Source organism: Neorhizobium sp. PAMB6716, assembly GCF_058242805.1.
The window spans coordinates 564,961-586,143 of record NZ_JBZAYW010000002.1; the positions used below are offsets into that span (position 1 = coordinate 564,961).

A 21,183-nucleotide genomic window follows, 5' to 3' on the forward strand; every position below is an offset into this window, starting at 1 on the left:
CAAACACCGGATCGCGCGTCGCGTGACGGGACCAAGGGAACGATCACCCAAGACCGGAAAGCCGGCTGGGAAACTGGAGGCTCACATGCGCAAGGCAACTCTGTTCGCCGGTATCGTCGCCGGCTTCAGCACACTGGCATTCAACAGCGCCCAAGCCGTGGAAATCGAATACTGGCAATATGTCTTCGACACGCGCGTCAAGGCCATGGATCAGCTCATCGTCGAGTTCCAGAAGGCCAACCCTGATATCACCGTCAAGCAGGTCACTTTCCCTTACGCCGACTATCAGACACGCGTCATCGCCGCGAACATGTCCGGCAAGGGTCCTGATGTCATGCAGCTTTTTTATGGCTGGCTCGACAAGTTCGCCGCCGGCGGTATCCTTCAGCCGCTCCCGACCGACATGTTTCCGCATGACAAGATCGAAAGTGAGTTTTTCCCGATCGTCTCTGCCATGAAGCGCGGCGACGACTATTATGGCCTGCCGACAGCAGTGCGCTCGCTCGCCCTGTTCTACAACAAGAAGCTTTTCACCGAAGCGGGCCTGGACCCCAACAATCCGCCCAAAACACTCGACGAATATGTCGTTGCGGCCCAGAAAATTGCCAAGCGCGACGCGGCGGGCAACATCACCGTGGAGGGATCGACCCTCGATATGGGCGGTCAGGACCACCAGTGGTGGCGTGAGGTGTTGATCCGCCAGTTCGGCGGCGAGCCCTATAGCGATGGCGACAAGAAGGTTGCCTATGACAGCGAGGCCGGCCTGAAGGCGCTGCAATTCTACACCAGCCTGCAGCTTGAGAAGAAAATCGGTCAGGTTGGTTTCATGGACGAAGGGCAGGCTGCGTTCCGCGGCGGCAAGGCCGGCATGACCATCGACGGCACCTTCCGCCTGGGCTCGTTCAGGTCCATCAAGGATTTCGAGTGGGGCGTCACCGAACTGCCAGCCAATTCCGAAGGCGTGCGTTCCAACTATGCCAGCTATTTCGCCAACGGCATCAGCGCCAAGACCAGCGGTGAGGAACTGGAAGCGTCGAAAAAATTCCTTGCCTATATCTCTTCCCCGGAAGCGATGGACATCTGGCTGAAGACAGTCGGCGAACTTCCGGCACGGCGTTCGGCCGCGATGACGGAGGCAAACCTCAAGGATCCGGTCTTCGGACCTTTCCTGAAAGGCCTCGAATACGCCCATACGACGATGTTCTCGGACGAGGCGGCGCAGCGGCAGAACGCGATCGACATGGTCAACCGCGTGTTTCTCGAAAAGCAGCCGGTTGAGGAATCGCTGAAGCAGGCAGCTGAGGCCGAACAGGACATCATCGACGCGGCGAAGCCTTAAGCGACGGAGCCGGTCATGGCAATGATTGAACGGCAGGGGGCGGCGCCGGGCCGCTCCGGTGGTGGCTTTGGCGACCGCCTCTCCATGCAGACAAAGCGACTGCTTTGGGTCTGGGGCTTTCTGGCGCTCCCGATCCTGTTCTACACGGTCATTCGCTTCTATCCGACGCTCCAGGCGTTCTACCTGTCGTTCACAAACTGGGACCTGATGCGTCCTGCAAAGCTTATCGGCTTTGCCAACTACATAAAGCTTTTCAAGGATCCCCAGTTCTGGAAGGTGTTCAAGAACACCTTCACCTATCTGATCGTCGGCACGCCGATCAGCCTGGTGCTTGCGTTCAGCATCGCCTATTTCCTCGATCGCGTCCGCTTTATGCACAACTTCATCCGGGCGCTGTATTTCCTGCCGTTTTTGACGACGGCCGCCGCCATGGCCTGGGTCTGGCGCTGGTTTTACCAGCCGCCGCCGATCGGCATCATCAACGACATGCTCGGGCTTTTTGGCATTGCGCAGCAGCCCTTCATTCGCTCGACCGATCAGGCCTTGTTCTCGATCATGATCACGGCGATCTGGGCCGGCCTCGGTTTTCAGATCATCATCTTCATGGCCGGCCTGCGCGCCATTCCTTCGACCTTCTACGAAGCTGCCCGCATCGATGGTCTCGGCGAATGGGCGATCCTGCGCAAGATCACGCTGCCGCTGCTGAAGCCGACCACGGTCTTCCTCGTCGTCTTCTCGTCGATCGGTTTCCTGCGCATCTTCGATCAGGTCTACAACATGACGACCAATGATCCCGGTGGGCCGCTCGGATCAACCAAACCCCTCGTGCTGATGATCTACCAGACAGCCTTCAACTCCTATGCCATGGGCTATGCGGCCGCCCAGACGGTGGTGCTGTTCGTGATCCTGATGATCGTCTCGCTGCTGCAGCTCTTCATCCTGAGGGAAAAGAAATGAGCGAAGCCCCGACACTTCACCGCGCCAACATCCGCCCCGGCCGCATCGTCACCTGGACATTGCTGTTCATCGGCGGGCTGATCATGATCTCGCCGCTCGCATTCATGTTCTCGACCTCGCTGAAGACCGCCGACCAGGTCTATGATCTGCGCCTCATTCCGGCTGCTCCGACGCTTGCCAATTACGTGGCGGTACTGGCCGACGGCCGCTTCATGCGCTGGTTCTTCAACTCGACGCTTGTGGCGGTCGCCGTTACAATCTCGAACTGCTTCTTCGACAGCCTCGTCGGATATACGCTGGCCAAGTTCCAGTTCCGTGGCCGCCAATTCGTGTTCATCGCCATTCTTTCGACTTTGATGATCCCGACCGAGATGCTGGTCATTCCGTGGTACCTGATGTCGAGCCAGCTTGGCTGGCTTGACAGCTATTGGGGCATCATGTTTCCCGGCATGATGACGGCTTTCGGGACGTTCCTGATGAAGCAGTTCTTCGAGACCGTGCCCAACGATTTCATAGAGGCGGCGCGCGTCGATGGCCTCAACGAGTTCCAGATCTGGTGGAAAGTCGCGATGCCGCTGGTGACGCCGGCCCTTTCGGCGCTTGCGATCTTCACCTTCCTCGGCAACTGGACCGCCTTCTTCTGGCCGCTGATCGTCACCACCAGCAAGGAACTTTATACCCTGCCGGTCGGACTCTCCAGCTTTGCCGTCGAGCAGTCCATCCAGTGGGAGATGATCATGACGGGCGCCGCGATCGCCACTCTGCCCACACTTCTCGTGTTCCTCGTCCTGCAGCGCTACATCGTGCGCGGCGTGATGCTTGCAGGCCTTAAAGGATAATCTCATGGCGGACATCAACCCGCGCCTTTCCGACACCAGCCAGTTCCCCGACCCTATCTACAAGGATACGGTGCTGCGCCCGCTCTTCGATGGTGCCAAGGGTCATCACGTCGAGGCGTTTCGCCGGATCGACCGTGCTCATCTGGTGATGCTGGTGGAAACCGGCATTCTCGACAGCGACACCGCGGCCAAGATTGCCGGCGCGCTCGTCGCCATCGATCGGGAGATCGATCCATCTGCGCTGGTCTACACAGAGGAAGTCGAAGACTTCTTCTTCCTGATCGAGAAGGAACTGAAGGCCCGCATAGGCGTCGACATTGCGGGTCGTCTGCATACGGCGCGCTCCCGCAACGATATCGACCACACGCTGTTCAAGCTCGGCTTGAAGGAAAAGATCGACGCGCTGATGGTCAAGGCGCGGGCGCTCCTGTCGGCCATGATCGACGCCGCCGATCGGAACAAGGCCACCCTGATCGTCGCCTATACCCACGGCCAGCCGGCCCAGCCGAGCACGTTCGGCCATTACCTGTCGGCGGCGATCGAAGTGCTGATCCGCGACATCGAGCGGTTCGCCGAGGCCCGGCGGATAGTCGACCTGTCGTCCATGGGGGCTGCGGCGATCACCACGTCCGGCTTCCCGATCGACCGCGCCCGCGTGGCGCAACTGCTCGGGTTTTCGGCGGCCCAGCGCAATTCCTATTCCTGCATCGCGGCCGTTGACTACACGACCTCGACCTATTCGGCCATCGAGTTGATGTTCCTGCATCTCGGTCGTCTGATCCAGGACTTTCAGTTCTGGACGAGCTTCGAGGTCGGCCAGATCTATGTGCCGAACGCACTGGTGCAGATCTCCTCGATCATGCCGCAGAAGCGCAATCCTGTCCCCATCGAGCACCTGCGCCATCTGGCCAGCCAGACGTTTGGCCGCGCCCGCACGGTAATCGACGTGATGCACAATACGCCGTTCACCGACATGAACGATAGCGAGGGCGAGACGCAAGGCATGGGCTATGAAGCCTTTGCCTCGGCCTCGCGCGTGCTCGATCTCCTGGCAGCCCTGATTGCCCAGATCAGCATAGATCCGGAGCGGGTCGACCAGAACATCCGGCGCTCATGCATCACCATCACCGAACTTGCCGACTCGCTGGTGCGGATCGAGAACCTGTCCTTTCGCGAGGCGCATGAAATCGCCGCGGCGACCGCCAGAAGCGTGGTCGCGGCGAAGGGCGATCTTCCCAATGATGGCTACCAACCCTTTCTGCAGGCCTTCGAGCACTTGGCCGGCCGCAGGACCTCCGTTGACATCGAGAAATTCAGGCAAATCGTATCGCCCGAGCATTTCGTTGCCGTGCGCAGCCGGTTCGGCGGGCCGGCTCTCGAACCGATGCAGGCGGCCCTGTCGGCCTACCGGGAGCAGCTCTCGGCATTCGAAGCCGATGCAGCCAGGGCCGCCGCGCTGCAGGCGGCAGCGGACGCAGAACTCCAGCAGAAATTCAACGCGCTGACGGGAGCCGGTTGATGGCGACGATAGAACTCGAAAAACTGGTCAAGCGCTACGGCAAGGTCGAAGCCGTCAAGGGGATCGACCTGTCGATTGCCGACGGCGAATTTATCGTTTTCGTCGGTCCGTCCGGCTGCGGCAAGTCGACAACGCTGCGCATGATCGCCGGGCTGGAAGAGATCTCCGCCGGCCGGCTGAAGATCGGCCCGGACGTCGTCAACGAGCGCGACCCCAAGCAGCGCAACATCGCCATGGTGTTCCAGAACTATGCGATCTATCCGCACATGACGGTGCGGCAGAACATCGGCTTCGGCCTCTATACCTCCAAGCTGAACAAGCAGGAGAAGGACAAGCGGATCGAGGACGCCGGGCGCATCCTCGGCCTGGAATCCTTCCTCGACCGTCGGCCGGCAGCCCTGTCGGGTGGCCAGCGCCAGCGTGTCGCGATCGGCCGTGCCATGGTGCGCGACCCTTCCGCCTTCCTGTTCGACGAGCCGCTTTCCAACCTCGACGCCCAGTTGAGGGCCCAGATGCGCATCGAGATCAAGCGCCTGCACCAGCGCCTGAAGACGACGACCGTCTACGTCACCCACGACCAGGTGGAAGCGATGACCATGGCCGACCGGATCGTCGTCATGAAGGACGGGCACATCCTCCAGGTCGGCACGCCATCCGAACTCTACGACAGCCCGGTCGACGTGTTCACCGCCCGCTTCATCGGCAGCCCGTCGATGAACCTGATCGCTGGCCGGCGCAGCGGAACGGGCGTCGAGGCGGCAAGCGATGGCGATATCCTGATCGGCATCCGTCCCCATGATCTGACCGCCAATCCGCAGCCGCAAGGCGACGGTATCCGCCTCACCGGCACGGTGACGGCGGTGGAACCGCTGGGCCCCGAGACGCTCGTGCATCTGGATGTCGACGACACCCCGATGATTGCGACGGCCCGCGACAAGTTCATGCCAGCTGTCGGCAGCCAGCTCACCTGCGCCGCGCCATCCGGCAGCCTTTACCTCTTCGATTCCGGCACAGAGAGATTTCTGGGCCGATCATGATTGAAAGCGATGAGAAACGATCCGCAGTGCTCAGCATCGGGCGGATCTACTGCGACCTCATTTTCACCGGCCTCGACGAGATGCCGGTGCTTGGACGCGAACTGTTTGCGGGAAGCCTGGACATCGCCGCCGGCGGTGGCGCTTTCATCTCGGCCGCGCATGTGGGGCAGGTGGGGCGCAGGGTGGCACTCGTGTCGCGGCTCGGAACCGATACGCTGTCGCAGGGCATCGGCGAGCAGATCCGTGACAGCGGCATCGACATGCGTTTCATCGAGCATGCCGTCGACGCCGGCCCGCAGATCACGGTCGCGGCAGTGGTCGGCAAGGAACGTGCCTTTCTCACGCGCCGCGCCGGGCCAGCTCAGCCGTCAACACTTGCGGCGGCACTGGAGTGGCCGCAAGCACAGCATCTGCATATTGCCGAATACGCCACCCTGTACGAGATGCCCGATCTCGTGTCGCGGGCAAAGGCGATCGGTCTTACGGTGTCTCTGGATCCGAGCTGGGATGCGAGCCTCATCTATGATCCCGAGCTGTTGGGCGCCTGTCGCGGCGTCGACATTTTCTTTCCCAACCTGGAGGAGGCGGAGGCCATCACGGGTAGTTCCGAGCCGGAACGCGCGATCAAGATGCTCGCGAAGACCTTTCCCATCGTCGCTCTCAAGGGAGGGGATCGTGGCGCGTGGGTGGCGTCCGGCGATGTGCTGATCCATCTGCCCGCGAAGGGCGTGCCCGTTGTCGACACGACAGGCGCCGGCGATGCCTTTAATGCCGGCTTTCTCAATTGCTGGCTTGATGAAGGCGCCATGCCGTCCTGCCTGTTGGCCGGGATAGAGGCTGGAAGCCTTGCCGTGCAGACTGCGGGCGGCGCCCCGCTCTGGCGGTAGAGCCATGGGAATGACTTTGCAAAGATCTCGTCTGAAGATCGAACGTTGCGGCTGAGCTGACTGTGTTTAAACTTGGCCGTCCGCAGGCATCAGACCATACGCCGGGTCAGGGATCATCTCATCAAGATGAAGAAGAGGGGCAACTCGGACGCGACATGCTCCTCGCATGCGAGCCGGGCGGCTCAGTCTGCCCTGGAGCGTTTCCGCGCTTTTCCGAATCGGCTTGGATTGAACTAAGCCCGATCCTCTTTGTTGCTGTCGGCTCCTCATCCCACGCATCAGCCAAAATTGAAATCTCCAGAGCACCGGCCAGTGGTCCGCGGGTTGCGTTCTCGGGCACGCGTAAGCCTGCCTGCACCCGAAACTCTTCACGATATCGGACATCTCCGTTGACGCAACGAAGGCGCGCCAGGGCCGGCGGTGCAGGTGGAGCCAAGGCCAAAGCCTGCCGCGTGCCCGGCGGGTGAGGGGGGAGCCAATCTTGAGAAACGATAGTCGCAATCACAATTTTCTGAGGCGCGAAAGGGGAATTATTAAGAACCACGCCCTCAAGATCGGTGAGGTTTTTGCGTCCGCAGGTCAGGACCGCCGCAAACAAGGGGTATGATGTGCGTTACAGAGAGGCCGACGAGCTGTTCAAGACGTTGGTGTCGGAGCTCGCCTCTACGTTCACCCCGACGACAATCATGGGACTCACGATCCTGACTGTCGGTCTGTATGCCTATCAGAGCCTTGGCAACTCCATCCTCTTGCTCGCCACCATCACTGGCATCATTGCATCCATTGCCAAGATCGTCGTGACGGTGGCCCACCGGCGGTCTGATGCAACGAAGCATACCACTGCCAAGGATGCCGCCCGCTGGGAGATGGCGCATGGGCTGCTGATCTTCACCATCGCCGCCTGTGTCGGAACGCTGGCGAGTGTGGTGTTTAACCACCGCGACCTTTCGGTGCAAATTCTGGCAACAGTGCTCGTATTTGGATATTCTGCCGGTGTGGCCGTGCGGGTATCGGTTCGCCCGTTCATTGCCGTTGCTGCGATCATGATTGCAGGTCTGCCAACCACGATTTTCATCATGCTGTCTGACGATCCGGCCCACCGGATAATGGCGGCGCTCTGTGTCGCCTTTCTGGTGGCGGCGATGCAGAGCGTCTGGCATGTCTATCGGACGTCCGTCAGGCAAATCGGCCTGCGTCTCGACATGGAGCATCAGGCGCGCCACGATTCGTTGACAGGACTGCGCAATCGCACGGCACTCAATGAGGCATTCAAATCGACGGGCCGCCCCGAGGATTCGCTGACCGGCGTTCATTGCTTCGATCTGGACGGCTTCAAACATGTCAATGACCGCTTTGGTCACGCCGTCGGGGATGAACTGTTGGCCCGTATTGCCGCCAGACTTTGTGAAACCCTCGTCTCACCCAATATCGCCGTGCGCGTGGGCGGCGATGAATTTGCCGTGCTTCAGCCTGAAGTCCGGCATCCCGTGGAAGCCGACGCCTTGGCCAGAACGATCGTCGAAGCTTTGAGCCTGCCGTATCGGATCGGCGGCGAAGAGATCACCATTGGCATCAGCCTGGGCTATACGATCGCACTGTCCGGCTCCGCAAAGCTGGAACATATGATGGTGATTGCGGATAAAGCCTCCTATCGCGCAAAGCGCAATGGCGGCGGCATCGACCGCGAAATCCCGCCAGACCTGGCTCCCGACGCATCCCCTTTCGCCGCCTGACCGCCAAAAGCGGTCATGCGCGCTATGGGCCGGGAGCCGACGTCTGCCCATGGTCCAGATACGTCGAATGCAGGGTGAATTAGTCCGCGTTCATGCGGAAGATCTTGACGGCATCTGCAACCAAATTGGCGTTTCATGCGGCTTGTCCCCCGTTTTTGAGTTGCCGCCCATCCTCCATTCCGACGAGCCAATGCGCTGAAACTAAACCGAAACATCGGTTATGTTCTTTGTGCCATCAGTCTTACTGACGGATGACAATCAGCGGCCCGAGGCGTGTCGCTTTCACACCGAGGGCCTTCGTGACGAAGGCAAGCGCATCATCGGTATCTGCAACCTTGATCGTGCCGCTGACGCGGCGCTTGGCCAGCCTTGGGCCGGCAACGACGATCCGGCCGTAGAAATGCCGATTCATCTCCTCAACCACATAGGAAAGCGGCGCATTGTCCACCGCGATCTGCCCGCGCTTCCAGGCGAGAGCCACGAGGGCATCGACGGGTGAGATGGCTGCCTTTTCATTCGCGCGGTCCAGAATTGCCTGCTCGCCCTGCGTGACGCGAACGGAGTGGCTGCGTTGCCCTTCGACATCCACCTGGACGGCATTTTCCGTGACGGTCACTTCCGTTTCGTCATTGCCGTAGCGAACATCAAACGCTGTGCCGAGCGCCGTTACCTTTGTCTCCCCCGCCACGACCGTAAAAGGTCGTTCGGGCGCGTGCGCGACCTGAAAGAAAGCCTGACCTTGAAGAAGGCGGATGACGCGGCGCTCCGGCGAGAAATCCACGGCAATCGCCGAGGAGGCGTTGAGCTGCACCACGGAACCATCCTCCAGTGTGCGAACCGGCATCTCGTCGGTGCCTGCGATCATGTCCGCCTGCAGGCGCAGCGGGCCGTCGAGCGCAAAGAAGGCGCCGGTCGCAAGCCCTGCAAGCACTATCGCTGCGGAAATCGGTTTTGCAACGCTCCTCGGCCGGATGTCGATATCGGCTAAAGCAGGATCGGACTGAATCGCTTGCCGGGCGTCACCCATCAGGCGTTCTGCCGCACGATAGGTGCGACAGTTCTCCGGGTCGTCCTTCAGCCATTCCTGGAAGCGTGCCTGCTCGGACGATGACTGGTTCCGGTTGCCATTGCGCAAGAGCCAGTCGGCCGCTTCGCGGTTCCGCTTTTTCTGGGGCCGACTGTCTCCCTTGACCGGCATAGATATCTCCAGACGTGTCCTTTGACCTTCAGACGTTTGAGGTCGTCGCTTTGGGACTCTTCGTTAAAATCAATCCCGGACATATAGTGATTTGCGCCTGAGATGGATGATCTTTTGTCGGTCTAGAGAATACGGTCCAGGCAATGGGCGAAGGCGCGGCGCAGGTGTCGGTCCACCATGTTCCTGGAAATATTCAGCCTGGCGCTGATCTGGTCCGGCGTGAGATGATGAAGGCGGTGCAGAATGAAGACGACCCGGCGTCGTTCCGGCAGTTCCACGATCGCCTCGCGCAGGGCCGCGAGACGTGCTTCGATCTCGAGCATATGGTCCGGTGCGTGCCCGCTGCTCGCCACCGACAGCGCTTCGCGCTCGGAGCCCGAGAAGAGACGAGCTTCCTTCGTTTCTCGGCGCTGGAGGTCTATGCCGAGATTGATGGCAGCCCGGCAGAGGAAGGCCTTGATGGAGCGCTTGTTCTGCAGCACTTCGGGCTTGGCGGCGAGTTTGACATAAAGATCATGCACAAGATCGCGGGCGGTGGAACTGGGATGGCCTCGCCGGCGCACTGCGTTCGTAATGTCGGCATAGTAGGTTTCCATGGCCAGATTGAGCAGGGCATCGCTATCAACACCGTCCCAGGCCAGGGGTGAGGAGGAAGAGCTCGACATTGTTAAACCGTTTCCAAACCAGCATTCGGGTTCACGCAGATCTGCCCGACCCGCCATGATGAATGTCGCTAATGGATCTCGAAAAAACGTGCAAGCGCAATAGGTTAGAAGAATTCAAAGCTGGCGCGCAGCGTTGCAGTAAATCAAGACTAAAAATGTCATCTTTACGTCTGATTTTGTTGATCGAATCCGGCTCCGCGCTTCTGCAAAAGCGGAGATGACGCCTGCGTAATCAGGGCAAAAGCTCCGATGGTGTGATATTTAGGCAACTTCTATTGGTGGGCTCACAGCGGGACACAGAGCGGCGTGCCGGCAACCGGATCGCGGATCACCATGGTCTTCACGTTGAACACGGTAAAGATCGTCTCGGCGGAGATAACCGCATCGGGCTTTCCCGCAGCCGTGATCCTGCCGTCCTTCAAGATGACGATGTGTTCGGCAAAACGCGCCGCCTGATTGATGTCGTGCAGGACGGCAACAACGGTCTTCCCGTGTTTTGCGACGAGCATCTTGATGAGCTTCATCAGTTCTATCTGATGTTCGAGGTCGAGATAGGTCGTCGGTTCATCGAGCAGAAGCGCTTCGCCCTGCTGCGCCAGCGTCATCGCAATCCAGGCGCGCTGGCGCTGACCGCCCGAGAGGCTATCGAGCGCGCGGTCGCCGAGATCGGTCGTGCCTGTCAACATCAAGGCCTCGTCACAGGCTTCCTGGTCATGGGCAGACCACCGCCCAAACAGCTGTTGATGCGGATAGCGCCCCTGCCGCACGAGATCTGCAACCGTCAATCCCTCCGGCGCGACGGGACCTTGCAACAGGACGCCGACCTTTCGTGCGACATCACGGGTGGAGAGCTTGGTCAGGTCGCGGCCATCCAGCAGCAGGCTGCCGCCAGAAGGCTTCATGAGTGCTGCGAAGGTGCGCAGGATCGTGGATTTGCCACTGCCATTGGGGCCGATCAGTGCCGTGAAATGTCGTTCCGGAATGGCGAGGTCGAGGTTCTCGACGATGCGGCGTTTGCCATAGGCAATGCTGACACCTTTGCCTTCGATCTTGCCAAATCGCGTCGTCTTATCTGTGGTCATGGCGGCGTATCCAAAGCAGATAGGCGAAGAAGGGGGCTCCGAGAAGCCCGGTGACGATGCCGGCTGGAAGCTGGACCGGGGGCAGGATGATGCGGCCGGCAAGATCTGCTGCAACGACAAGGCAAGCGCCGATGAGGGCGGCGACGGGAAGCAAGCGACCATGTGCCCCCCCGACCAGCCGGCGTGCCATGTGGGGTGCGATCAGGCCGACGAAGCCGATGAGGCCGCAGGCGGCGACGGCCGCGCCCGAAAGCACCGTGACTAGCACGATCATCAGGCCCCGCACGAGATCCACCGGCTGCCCGAGGCTCTTGGCCGATAAGTCCCCGAAGCGAATGAGATCGAGTTCGCGGGCGAAGAGGAGGGCAAGCGCGACGGGAACGATAAGCCAGAGAGCGAGCAGGCGAACCTTGACCATGCTCGCATCGTAGACACTGCCCGCCAGCCAGATCATCGCCCGCTGCACGTCACCGATATCGCCGAACGCGGAGAGGAGGGTGGTGAAGGCCGTGGCGAGCGCTGAAAGACCGATGCCGATCAGGATGATGCGAAGCGAGGATGTGCCGCTGCGCCAGGCGAGCGCATAGACTGCAAGCGCCATCGTCGCTGCCCCCAGAAAACCGGCTGCCTGCAAGAGGCCGATCGGTGGATCCCGAACCAGCACGATGACGGCCATCGCTGCGGCCGCCGCGCCGCTGTTGATGCCGAGGACACCCGGTTCCGCCAGCGGGTTGCGCATGATGGCCAGCGTGATCGTGCCGGCGGTCGCGAGCGCCACGCCAACGAGGAGCGCAAGAAGCACGCGCGGCAGGCGCAGGTTGAACACTATCATTGCGCTCTGTGGGTTGGGGGCGCCCGTACCGGTGAGGGCGTCGAAGAGTTCCCGCCAGGTCAGCGAGACGTCGCCGAAGGCGAGGCTCGCGGCAACCAGAACGGCGAGCAGCAGCGTGAGGCTGACGGCAAGGCGGATCATGTCTCGCCTCTCAACCGTGTCCGGGCGAGATGGAGGAAGAAGGGTGCGCCGACAAGCGCGATCGTGACGCCAACCGGAAAGCTCTGACTGCCGAAAACGAGCCGCCCGATCATGTCGGCAATGACGACCAGCAATGCACCACCGAGTGCGGCGAAGGGAATGACCCAGCGATAATCCACGCCGATACACATGCGAACGATATGCGGGACCACGAGACCGACAAAGCCGATCGGTCCGGCCAGTGCGACAGCGCCGCCTGCCAGCAGAATGACGATGGCGACCGACGCACCACGCCAGACGACCGGGTTCTGTCCAAGCGAGCGGGAGGCATCTGCCCCGAGACTAAGCGTCGTGAGATGTCGGCCGACAAGCTGCGCGGCGACGAGGCCGACGACGATGAACGGCGCAACGGTTCTTGCCTGCGCCATGGTTCGTCCCGTCACCGAACCGGCGGTCCAAAGGCGCACGGCATCGAGTGTGCTCTGGTCGAAAATGAGCATCGCAGTGGTGAGCGATGTCAGGAAGGTTCCAACGATGACGCCTGCGAGCACGAGCCCGAGCGGCGAGTGCCCAACGGAACCCAGGGAGCCGAGCGCGTAAACGACGACCGCCGCGGTGGCGGCGCCGACAAAGGAGAACCAGACATAGATGTCCCCGACACCTTCACCGAAGAGGGTCATCACCGTGACGACAGCAAAGGCGGCACCCGCGTTGATACCGACGAGGTCTGGCGAGGCGAGAGGGTTGTTCGTGACAGCCTGCATGATGGCGCCGGCAACGGCTAGCGCGCCGCCGGCCAGGACGGCTGCGATGACGCGGGGCAGCCGGATGGTCATGATGAGCAGATGGTCGCGGGAGCCGTCGAACTGAAAGATTGCGGCTGCGATGCGGGAAAATGGCATCGTCACGGTGCCGATTGCGGTGGCGCTCATGGCTGTGACGACGAGAAGACAGAAAAGCACCAGGAGCGTCACCATCCTTGCGCCATTGGTCCTTGCAAGGCGGCCGGTCCTTTGACCCGTCATCGGTCCACCAGGATGTAGCGCTCAATGTCGTCAAGGATGCGGTTTGCAGACCTGATGCCGTGAAAACTTTGCCAGGGGCCGCGCTCCACCCGACGGGCGCGTCCAGCCTGAACAGCCGGCAGCAATTGCCAGAGCGGGTTTTCTGTTACCTGCTTTTCCAGGGCGTCGTCTTTTGTGCTTTCGAAGCCGCTGGCGGAAACATAGAGCAGCACGTCGCCGTCCAGATTGGCGAGTTCCTCCCAGTCCGGCCGCTTTACAATCGTGCCATCGGTCACCGTTTCGTAATCCGTCCGCGTCACGCCTGCCTCATGCAGCACGGCGAAGGGAGCGTAGGCATCCGGTCCATCGACAAAAACGACGAAGCGATCCGGTGCCAGACGGACACTGGAGACCGTGAGCTTCCTGTCCTTCATGCGCTCACGAATGGCCGCAACGCGGGCCTCGTAAGCCTGAAGCGCGGCATTGGCAGCACCTTCGCGGCCGGTCACGTCGGAGAGGCGCTGCAGATACTTCTTCCAGTCCATATGTTTGAACAAGACTGTCGGTGCGATCTTTGCGGCCTGCTCATAGATTGCCGAATGAACCTCGGCCGAGCCGATGATGAGGTCGGGCTTCAGCACCGCAAGGCGCTCCAGGCTCGGCTCTTTGGGATTGCCGAGATCGACCATCTTTTCGGTCTTCACCACGTCAAGGATCTCATCCTCGGTGATTGCCATGTAGGGGGTTGCAACAACAGACGCCTTCAGCTCGATCAGCATTCCGAGCGTGATCAGTGGATCGAGCGTGACAATCCGTTTCGGTTCGGCCGGAATGCAGACGGGTGGGTTGTACACATCCTCGGTGACGGCCTTGCCGGAGCAAGCCGCCTGCACAAGTGATGCCGGCAACAGGAAAACGAGAAGTATGAGACAGAAGCGCAAGATGGACACCATGAGGTCGCCAGGATTGAGAACGGCTGCGGAGCACGCGCCCCGCAGCCGCGGCAATCAGAACTTCGCCCGGACGTTCAACCCGAAGGAGCGGCGCTTGCCGGCCTGACCGAAGGGCAGGGAGTAATCGGGGTCGATGAGCGTGAAGTACTTTTCGTCGGTCAGATTTTCCGCGAAGGCAGTGACTTCCCAATTGTCCTTCTTGAAGCCAACCTGTGCATTCAGGATAAGGCGCGGGTCGATCTCGTACATGCCCTTCGTGCCGAAGCGCGAATTGTAGCTGGTGGTGTACTTGCCGTCCGCACCGACGAAAATGCCGTTCTCAAACTCATAACGCCCGCCAAAGCCCAACGTCCACTCAGGCGCCTCGGGGAAGGATTTTCCATCCTGCGGTTCGCTGAGTGCCGCATGGTTGAAGTCAATGAACTTGGTGTTCAGATAACCGATGGATGCGAAGGCGGTGAACTCGTCGGTGACCTGCATGGTCGGCTCGATTTCGAAGCCCCAGGCGCGTGACGTGGCGGCATTCGAAATGATTCTGTAGCCTGGAATATTAGTATCCGGGCGGATTTCAACCTGCTGATCCTCGTACTTTGTGTAGAAGAGGTTGGCGTTGAGGGTCAGCCTGTCATCCAGAAGGGTTCCCTTGTAGGAAAGCTCGATATTCTGGGAATATTCCGGATCATAGGAGCCAAGCTTATTGGCCACCCGATCATAGTAGGACGCGCCCGAACGGAAGCCCTGGCTATAGGTCAGGCCGACAGTCTGGTTGTCGCCAAACTCCTTTGAAATTCCGACCTTCGGTACGAAGTTCAACTCGCTCAGCGACGACGGGTCGCCGGTCAGCACCGCCGACGGGTCGATGAGGCCGAAATAGTTTTTCTGGAGGTCCTTGTCCTTCAGGTAATCCAGGCGTCCGCCGAGCGTTGCGAACCACGTCGGTGCGAATTCGTAGGTTGCCTCGCCGAAAACGGCAAGGTTGGAGGTCTGGCGGCGCTGCGTGTCGCTCTGCTGGTAGGTATTGAACGCAATGATGTCCGTGGCACCATCCCACTTTTCATAGCTGCCATAGATGCCTGTGACCCATTTCCAACGATCGCCTTCGTAGTTCAGGCGAAGTTCCTGGGTGAAGATGGAGTTGTCATCTTCGCCGGTGATACCGTTGATGACGCCGTCTGTTCCATAATCGATGGAGCGGCGGTTGTTGATGCCGTACTGGAAGCCGGTCTGCGAGGTAAAGCGCAGGGTGTCGGAAATGTCATGTGTGACCTCCAGTCCCAGGTTATGCACCTCGGTCCAGCGGTACTCGGTGTAGGTCACGGGCGAATTGTTGAAATCGCCACGCCCGGAATAAAGCCCGACAAGCGCATCATTTGGCCGATCCTTCGAGTAGGAATAGGTGAGTACGGCGCGGCTGTCCGGCAGTTCCGAGGGGGTCAGCAGCAGTTTTCCCCGCAAGGTTCCGCTCAAATCGGTGATCAGGTCGTGGTAATTGTCGTAACCGCTGAAGTTCGAATAATCCGGCTGGGCGCGTGAACGCTCAAACGCGCCCGAAATCCTGAGCGCAACCTCGTCTTCGACGATCGGTGTGTTGATCATGAAGGCGCTGCCAACCAGATGGTCGGTGCCAACAGTGCTGGACAGCTCGATTTCCTTCTCGAAGGTCGGGTCCTTAGACTTGATGTAGACGGCGCCGGTCATGGCAGCCCTGCCGGAGAGTGTGGATTGCGGGCCGCGATAGACCTCGACCTGTTCGACATCCCACAGGTTGCGAGCACCGAAGCGGGCATTGTACCGGGTCTGGAGGATGCCATCGATGTAGATCGATCCTGCAGGTCCACCGGATGCCACCAATCCTTCGGAACTCATGCCGCGGATGACGAAGCCGGCATTGACGGTGGCGCTGTCCATGACGTTCGCCATGCGGCGATAGGTGTCCTGCGTGGTGCGGATCTGGCTGTTCTGAAGATTCTGGGCATTCACAACTGCGACGCTGCTTGTCGTGCCGCCAAGTGTTGACGCGTTGCGCGCGCCATAGATCAGGACCGGTTCAAGCAAGGTTCCATCCTGCTCGGAAACGCCGGAAGCAGAAGGCGCATTCATCAATGTGACCTGATTTTCTCCGGCAAAGCGGGCATCGATGCCGGTTCCGGAAAGCATGGCCCGCAACGCCTGTTCTGATGTCAGCGTCCCATTCACGCCGCGCGTCACCTTTCCCTGCGCAACCGATGCGTCGAAGAGAATCTGCAGGCCTGTCTGCGCGGCCAGGCTGTTGAGGGCAGCGGTGAGGGGGCCGGCCGGCACGGAGATGGATTGCGCCACTGCCTGTGCCCGCGCCTCTAGCGTCATCGCCGGCAGGACAGGTGTGACCATCGCAAGTGCCATTCCCGTCAACTGAAGCGTCCGCCTGAAGCCTGCACTGGTTCCCGCCCACGCAGCAATAGTCTTAGTCATCGAAACCCCCAAAATCCTTACGGTGCTCAAAGCTCGGTCGTCCACCACTCGAAGCAGCAACGCATGCCGCCTGTGTGTTAGACGGTTGTCTTTCCGGTTTTGGGACTGTGACTTTGAGAAAATTCTCGGGAATTTACGGTCAGGCCAAACCAAGGTGTTGGGTAAGGCTTTCGCTGTAGCAGATTCATCCCGATCGGTTCTATTTCGGTCTGCTGGCGCCAATAATCCTAAAATCATCCCGATAGGGGTGATTATGGAAAAGATCAAAGATACGAAAAGCCTCGGCATGCTGATCCGTCAGGAGCGCAAACAGCAAGGGTTAACCCAGGAGCAACTCGCACGCACGGGTGATTGGTGTGGGCGTACGGTTTCTGCGTGAACTCGAGGCCGGCAAAGAGAGCTGCCAGATTGGCCGTGCGATGCAAGTCTTGGCCGGTCTTGGTCTTATTGTTTCGGTCGGGCGTCGTCAGAGTTTGCGATCATGACCCGCGTATTGGACGTCTATTTTCGCGACAATAAGGCGGGCGTACTCGGCCGGCTTGACGACGGGCTGCTGACTTTTGCCTATGATGGCGCGTATCTCCTGGATCAACGATCGCGTGCGATCTCGTTCTCCATGCCCCTGCAAGAAGAACCCTTTGGTGATCAGGTGGTGCGCCCGTTTTCCTCCGGTCTCTTGCCGGACGAAGGCGCGCGGCAACGCCTCGCTGGAGCGCTCGGCCTTTCGGCAGGCAATGCCTTCGGGCTACTGGAAGTTATAGGGGGCGAATGCGCAGGTGCCTTGTCACTCTATCCCACCGGCACGGCGCCCCCACCTTCTGGCCAGTCCCAAGCCGAAATTCTCACTTCGGAACGTCTGGATTAAATTCTCAGCAAGCTGCGCACCCGGCCTTTGCTTGGCGGAGACGAGGGCATCGCCTATCGCTCGCCGTCGCGCAGGATAAACTGGCGGTCATTGTCGATGGCGATTCCATTGCCTTGGCAAAAGAAGGCAAACCAACGACCCATATCTTGAAACCAGTCCATAGCGAGGATCGCGGTGCGTAGTGCATTACATTGGCGGAGCGGAGGCGGGCAGCGTTCCATGGGTAAAGTCGAAGCTTGCTGGCTGGTCACGACTATACTAGATTTGTCAAAACGATATAGAGGCCAACGTGATTAAAGAGATTGACCTCATGTTTCGCACCATGGTCGCGGAACTCCAACAACGGGCATTTGATGACGATTGGGCGGAAGACTTCCCCCCATCGGGTAGATTCGTGCCTGTGGCGGTTGATGGTCGACGTTACTGGTATTTCGACCAACCCAACGGTGAGGGTGGGCAGAAGCGTCGGTATGTCGGGCCTGCCGACGACCCCTTGATTTCGGAACGGGTCGAAACCTTCCAGGGTGAGAAGTCAGACTATAAGGCTCGCCGCAAGTACGTATCCACGCTAACGCGCGAAGCCGGCTTGATTGCCGCTGATCGCTTTACCGGCGATATCGTACAGGCGCTTGCCAGGGCCGGTCTCTTCCGGTTGCGCGGTATTCTCATCGGCACTGTCGCTTTTCAATGCTACTCGCCATATCTTGGCATTCGTCTGCCTTCGGCGGCGATCCTAACAGGTGATGCAGACCTAGACCAGGATCTCGCGATCTCCGCCGAGGTGGCAGATACGCTGCCGCCGATCCTCGATCTCCTAAAAGGGCTTGATCCAACGTTCTGCGCAGTGCCGCATATCAGCGGCAGCTCTCGATCTCATGCCTTCCGGAATCAGAGCGGTTACAGGGTCGAGTTCATGACGACAAACAGGGGAGCCGACGAATATTCGGACAAACCCGCCAACATGCCTGCTCTCGGCGGCGCGTCAGCCGAACCGCTGAGATTCATGGATTTCTTGATCCGCGATCCCGTTCGTTCGATCTTGCTACATGGTGCCGGCATCTCAGTTGTTATCCCTGATCCTTGCAGGTACGCGGTGCACAAACTTATTATTGCCGGTCGCCGCCAGAATGACGCCGGCGGCCAAGCCAAACGGGATAAAGACCTTAGACAGGCGGGAATACTATTCGACGCCCTGCCGGTCACGGGCCATGGGCCGTCACTGGCTGACGCTCTGGAAGAGGCATGGGATCGGGGACCTGCTTGGAAGCTGGCGATCTCGGAAGCAGCAGAAACCATGCACAAGGAATATTGGGGCGCTATCAATCGAATGGTTGGCGTTCTCAAGAGATAAAGGTTAGGCCTGCTCAAAAGGAAGGCCCTATGACAATACTCATTCGCATCAGGTTGCGCTCGGCCTAACCTCTATCTGACAAAGCTCTTCATGCTGCTTTTCAGCGTGGTTCAAAAATCTTGGCGACCAATGTTGCCTTGTCTTGCAGGAGAAAGCGACCACAGGGCTGTTGCACGACATCAGGCCCACCACTCCTTATGAAGCCGGAATTCGCTTTGCAGTTCGTCCAGATTGGCAATTGCGGCTCCCCCGTTGAGATCGACGAGGGATGGCTGCTGTTCACCCATGGCGTGGGGCCGATGCGGCGCTATGCGATCGAGGTGACGCTGCTCGACAAGCACGACCCGAGCATCATCTTGTCGCGCACGGTCGAACCCATGCTGCAGCCGGAACCGACGGAGCGGGAAGGCTATGTGCCGAACGTCGTCTACTCTTGCGGTGCCATGCGGCACGGCGATCTAATCGCCCTGCCATATGCGGTCTCGGATACCTATTCCAACTTAACCACGATCAAGATCAGCAGGCTTCTGGAAAGGATGCATCCCACCGGGACAGCCTTGTGAATGCGGAGGGCAGGTGGGTCATGTCACCCGGCGTCCGCCAATGAGCGTCCAGCAATTGAAACGCGTCTTCCTCGATGACATTCTGCCCACCTGGAGCAAATCCGGTTCGACGTGTCAATCGGCACGCAATTTTGGCTCTGACTTGTTGGTTTCCACGCAGAACTGAGCCGGTTAGGCGCACCGGCTCAGTTCTGTGTGAAAACCAACAGTGGGGCATACTCTGAACAATAGCGACCAAATCGGTCGTAGAAACTTTGCAGCAATTTATAAATTGGCTAACATTCAACTCAGGGTAGGTTCGGGCTGTGCCGAGGAATCGGGGAAGGGCGCAGAGGGGCTGTCCGTCGGCGAACTCGTCGCCGTGTCGCCATCGCGACGCTGCCGAACTAAGGGGGGCGCCGATCGCATCATCAACACGCGGAAGTGCCGGAGGCGCTCGGTGCCTATTCGCCTGGCAAGGGGGTGCGACATTCTCTATGAATGCTCAGGTGCTGTTGCATTGACTGGTGGTATTGCCGCGCTTCGTGCGTGTGGTATCATCGTGCAACTGGGTCTCAGCGGCGACATGATACTCCCGATGATGGCGATCACCGCCAAGGAGCTCGAACTGCCCGGCTCCTTCCGCTTCCATGAGGAGTTTGCAACCGGCGTCCCGTTGATGCGCAAGGGGCCGATCGACGTCAAGCCGTTGATCACCCACACGGTGCCTCTCGAAGACGCTCTTTTAGCCTCCGAGATCGGTTCTGACCGCGGTCAGGCGGTGAAGGGGCAGATCGCCTTTTCGTAGCAGCCGTCGATCATTTGCCTGCCGCGGTCACCTGCGGCAGGCAGGTCCAGTGGCCTTCCTGCGCAAGCCGCCCGACCACGCCGAGCAGGATCCTGCGCACTTCAATGACGGCGCGGGTCGGCGGATGATTGACCGGCATGTCGAGCACCAGCCGCCGCGTCAGGTTCGGATGCGACAGCGGGACAGCGGAAAGATTGCCGGTCTCGTGATCGGCATAGACGGCGCCGCGGCCGAAAATTGTCAGCCCGTGCCCGGCGCGGATCGCCGCCTTGGTGCTGGCAACTCCCTCGATTTCCCGAACGATGTTCAGTTCCCGCCCCAGCATCAGCGCCTGCCGTTCGAGCAGGATGCGGATGCCGTGCCGTCGTGTCGGCAGGATCAGCGGCAGGCCAAGGGCCTCCTCGACCGTCAGAACCTCACCGGTCGAAAATCGTCCCTTCGGCCCCAGCGCATAAAGGGTCTCGTCAAAGAGCGGGACTGCCGTCGACTTGGCGACACTCTCGAGTGTCACGGCAAGATCGTGAACGCGGGTTTCCACCGCGGCACGCAGCGCTTGGCTGTCGCCTTCGCTGACCGTCAGGCAGATCTTTGGGAAGCGCGCGGCGCATTCCTCGATCACGGGTACCGTCAGCGTCGGGCAGATGGAACTGAGAATGCCAAGGGAAACATCGCCGGTTGGATATTTCGCCTGCTCCTTTGTCGCCTGCTCGGCCTGGTCCATTGCGCGCAGAATTGCCTGCGCATGCGACAGCAGCGTTTGCCCTGCCTCCGTCACCACCGCGCCTCTTGGGGTTCGGTTGAGCAGTTGCACCCCCAGTTGTTCCTCCAGGGCGCGCATATGCGAGCTAAGCGCTGGTTGTGCGACACCGAGTTCGCTGGAGGCTCGTGTGAACGAGCCCAGTTCGGCGATCTTGGCGAAATAGCGCATTTTCAGAAGGTCGAGTGCCATTGAACGTTTCGCATTGATATAACGAAGCAGT

17 protein-coding genes and 3 pseudogenes are annotated in these 21,183 nt (G+C 60.0%); 12 read left to right on the plus strand and 8 right to left on the minus strand.

The window, feature by feature from the left end:
• The first annotated feature begins 85 nt into the window (after window positions 1-85).
• The 7 genes from AC4CWH_RS21230 to AC4CWH_RS21260 all read left to right on the plus strand — a co-directional run bounded on the left by AC4CWH_RS21230 (window position 86) and on the right by AC4CWH_RS21260 (window position 8,311).
• Window positions 86-1,339 carry a sugar ABC transporter substrate-binding protein gene (locus tag AC4CWH_RS21230; protein WP_491322204.1) on the plus strand — a complete coding sequence of 418 codons (1,254 nt, stop codon included), beginning with the start codon at window positions 86-88 and terminating at the stop codon, window positions 1,337-1,339.
• Window positions 1,340-1,354: 15 nt separating this feature from the next.
• Window positions 1,355-2,296: a carbohydrate ABC transporter permease gene (locus AC4CWH_RS21235; protein ID WP_491286694.1), complete on the plus strand. Its 942-nt coding sequence runs from the start codon at window positions 1,355-1,357 to the stop codon at window positions 2,294-2,296.
• A complete protein-coding gene (locus AC4CWH_RS21240) occupies window positions 2,293-3,135 on the plus strand; it encodes a carbohydrate ABC transporter permease (protein WP_491322205.1) in 843 nt (280 codons plus the stop codon). Before AC4CWH_RS21235 ends, AC4CWH_RS21240 begins: the two co-directional genes overlap by 4 nt.
• 4 nt (window positions 3,136-3,139) lie before the next feature.
• Window positions 3,140-4,654, plus strand: a complete 1,515-nt coding sequence (gene argH, locus AC4CWH_RS21245; protein WP_491322206.1) for an argininosuccinate lyase — start codon at window positions 3,140-3,142, stop codon at window positions 4,652-4,654.
• On the plus strand, window positions 4,654-5,691 hold the full coding sequence (locus tag AC4CWH_RS21250) for an ABC transporter ATP-binding protein (protein ID WP_491322207.1): 1,038 nt from the start codon (window positions 4,654-4,656) through the stop codon (window positions 5,689-5,691). The genes argH and AC4CWH_RS21250 overlap by 1 nt, the downstream gene beginning before the upstream one ends.
• On the plus strand, window positions 5,688-6,578 hold the full coding sequence (locus AC4CWH_RS21255) for a carbohydrate kinase family protein (protein ID WP_491322208.1): 891 nt from the start codon (window positions 5,688-5,690) through the stop codon (window positions 6,576-6,578). Before AC4CWH_RS21250 ends, AC4CWH_RS21255 begins: the two co-directional genes overlap by 4 nt.
• 608 nt (window positions 6,579-7,186) lie before the next feature.
• Complete coding sequence (locus AC4CWH_RS21260) at window positions 7,187-8,311, plus strand: diguanylate cyclase domain-containing protein (RefSeq protein ID WP_491322209.1); 1,125 nt, start codon at window positions 7,187-7,189, stop codon at window positions 8,309-8,311.
• A gap of 241 nt (window positions 8,312-8,552) precedes the next feature.
• Here the strand turns inward: AC4CWH_RS21260 and AC4CWH_RS21265 are convergent, their stop codons facing one another.
• From AC4CWH_RS21265 to AC4CWH_RS21295, 7 genes are all read right to left on the minus strand, one after another.
• Complete coding sequence (locus tag AC4CWH_RS21265) at window positions 8,553-9,509, minus strand: FecR family protein (RefSeq protein ID WP_491322210.1); 957 nt, start codon at window positions 9,507-9,509, stop codon at window positions 8,553-8,555.
• 122 nt (window positions 9,510-9,631) lie between these two features.
• Entirely contained in the window at window positions 9,632-10,174 is a 543-nt protein-coding gene (locus AC4CWH_RS21270; RefSeq protein ID WP_491322310.1) for an RNA polymerase sigma factor, read from the minus strand.
• Window positions 10,175-10,458: 284 nt separating this feature from the next.
• A complete protein-coding gene (locus AC4CWH_RS21275; protein WP_491322211.1) occupies window positions 10,459-11,256 on the minus strand; it encodes an ABC transporter ATP-binding protein in 798 nt (265 codons plus the stop codon).
• Complete coding sequence (locus tag AC4CWH_RS21280; protein ID WP_491322212.1) at window positions 11,243-12,229, minus strand: FecCD family ABC transporter permease; 987 nt, start codon at window positions 12,227-12,229, stop codon at window positions 11,243-11,245. Before AC4CWH_RS21280 ends, AC4CWH_RS21275 begins: the two co-directional genes overlap by 14 nt.
• A complete protein-coding gene (locus AC4CWH_RS21285) occupies window positions 12,226-13,254 on the minus strand; it encodes a FecCD family ABC transporter permease (protein ID WP_491322213.1) in 1,029 nt (342 codons plus the stop codon). The genes AC4CWH_RS21280 and AC4CWH_RS21285 overlap by 4 nt, the downstream gene beginning before the upstream one ends.
• Complete coding sequence (locus AC4CWH_RS21290; RefSeq protein WP_491322214.1) at window positions 13,251-14,186, minus strand: iron-siderophore ABC transporter substrate-binding protein; 936 nt, start codon at window positions 14,184-14,186, stop codon at window positions 13,251-13,253. Before AC4CWH_RS21290 ends, AC4CWH_RS21285 begins: the two co-directional genes overlap by 4 nt.
• 54 nt (window positions 14,187-14,240) lie before the next feature.
• Complete coding sequence (locus AC4CWH_RS21295; protein ID WP_491322215.1) at window positions 14,241-16,637, minus strand: TonB-dependent receptor; 2,397 nt, start codon at window positions 16,635-16,637, stop codon at window positions 14,241-14,243.
• Between the two features lie 253 nt (window positions 16,638-16,890).
• On the opposite strand from AC4CWH_RS21295, the pseudogene AC4CWH_RS21300 reads away from it, so the two are divergent.
• The 5 genes and pseudogenes from AC4CWH_RS21300 to AC4CWH_RS21320 all read left to right on the plus strand — a co-directional run.
• Window positions 16,891-17,122, plus strand: a pseudogene (locus AC4CWH_RS21300) (helix-turn-helix domain-containing protein).
• Window positions 17,119-17,502: a HipA N-terminal domain-containing protein gene (locus AC4CWH_RS21305; RefSeq protein WP_491322216.1), complete on the plus strand. Its 384-nt coding sequence runs from the start codon at window positions 17,119-17,121 to the stop codon at window positions 17,500-17,502. Before AC4CWH_RS21300 ends, AC4CWH_RS21305 begins: the two are co-directional and overlap by 4 nt.
• A 292-nt stretch (window positions 17,503-17,794) precedes the next feature.
• Window positions 17,795-18,853, plus strand: a complete 1,059-nt coding sequence (locus AC4CWH_RS21310; RefSeq protein ID WP_491322311.1) for a nucleotidyltransferase family protein — start codon at window positions 17,795-17,797, stop codon at window positions 18,851-18,853.
• Between the two features lie 191 nt (window positions 18,854-19,044).
• A pseudogene (locus AC4CWH_RS21315) lies at window positions 19,045-19,416 on the plus strand (glycoside hydrolase family 130 protein); the annotation flags it as partial.
• A 388-nt stretch (window positions 19,417-19,804) separates the two neighbouring features.
• Window positions 19,805-20,203: pseudogene (locus AC4CWH_RS21320) on the plus strand (MDR/zinc-dependent alcohol dehydrogenase-like family protein); the annotation flags it as partial.
• Window positions 20,204-20,213: 10 nt separating this feature from the next.
• Here AC4CWH_RS21320 and AC4CWH_RS21325 read toward each other — a convergent pair.
• Window positions 20,214-21,152, minus strand: a complete 939-nt coding sequence (locus tag AC4CWH_RS21325) for a LysR family transcriptional regulator (protein WP_491322217.1) — start codon at window positions 21,150-21,152, stop codon at window positions 20,214-20,216.
• Window positions 21,153-21,183 lie beyond the last annotated feature (31 nt).

Coding starts and splice junctions, on each gene's coding strand:
- AC4CWH_RS21230 (WP_491322204.1), top strand. CDS start 86: ATGCGCAAGGCAACTCTGTTCGCCGGTATCGTCGCCGGCTTCAGCACA.
- AC4CWH_RS21235 (WP_491286694.1), top strand. CDS start 1,355: ATGGCAATGATTGAACGGCAGGGGGCGGCGCCGGGCCGCTCCGGTGGT.
- AC4CWH_RS21240 (WP_491322205.1), top strand. CDS start 2,293: ATGAGCGAAGCCCCGACACTTCACCGCGCCAACATCCGCCCCGGCCGC.
- argH (WP_491322206.1), top strand. CDS start 3,140: ATGGCGGACATCAACCCGCGCCTTTCCGACACCAGCCAGTTCCCCGAC.
- AC4CWH_RS21250 (WP_491322207.1), top strand. CDS start 4,654: ATGGCGACGATAGAACTCGAAAAACTGGTCAAGCGCTACGGCAAGGTC.
- AC4CWH_RS21255 (WP_491322208.1), top strand. CDS start 5,688: ATGATTGAAAGCGATGAGAAACGATCCGCAGTGCTCAGCATCGGGCGG.
- AC4CWH_RS21265 (WP_491322210.1), bottom strand. CDS start 9,509: ATGCCGGTCAAGGGAGACAGTCGGCCCCAGAAAAAGCGGAACCGCGAA.
- AC4CWH_RS21270 (WP_491322310.1), bottom strand. CDS start 10,174: ATGTCGAGCTCTTCCTCCTCACCCCTGGCCTGGGACGGTGTTGATAGC.
- AC4CWH_RS21275 (WP_491322211.1), bottom strand. CDS start 11,256: ATGACCACAGATAAGACGACGCGATTTGGCAAGATCGAAGGCAAAGGT.
- AC4CWH_RS21280 (WP_491322212.1), bottom strand. CDS start 12,229: ATGATCCGCCTTGCCGTCAGCCTCACGCTGCTGCTCGCCGTTCTGGTT.
- AC4CWH_RS21285 (WP_491322213.1), bottom strand. CDS start 13,254: ATGACGGGTCAAAGGACCGGCCGCCTTGCAAGGACCAATGGCGCAAGG.
- AC4CWH_RS21290 (WP_491322214.1), bottom strand. CDS start 14,186: ATGGTGTCCATCTTGCGCTTCTGTCTCATACTTCTCGTTTTCCTGTTG.
- AC4CWH_RS21295 (WP_491322215.1), bottom strand. CDS start 16,637: ATGACTAAGACTATTGCTGCGTGGGCGGGAACCAGTGCAGGCTTCAGG.
- AC4CWH_RS21305 (WP_491322216.1), top strand. CDS start 17,119: ATGACCCGCGTATTGGACGTCTATTTTCGCGACAATAAGGCGGGCGTA.
- AC4CWH_RS21325 (WP_491322217.1), bottom strand. CDS start 21,152: ATGGCACTCGACCTTCTGAAAATGCGCTATTTCGCCAAGATCGCCGAA.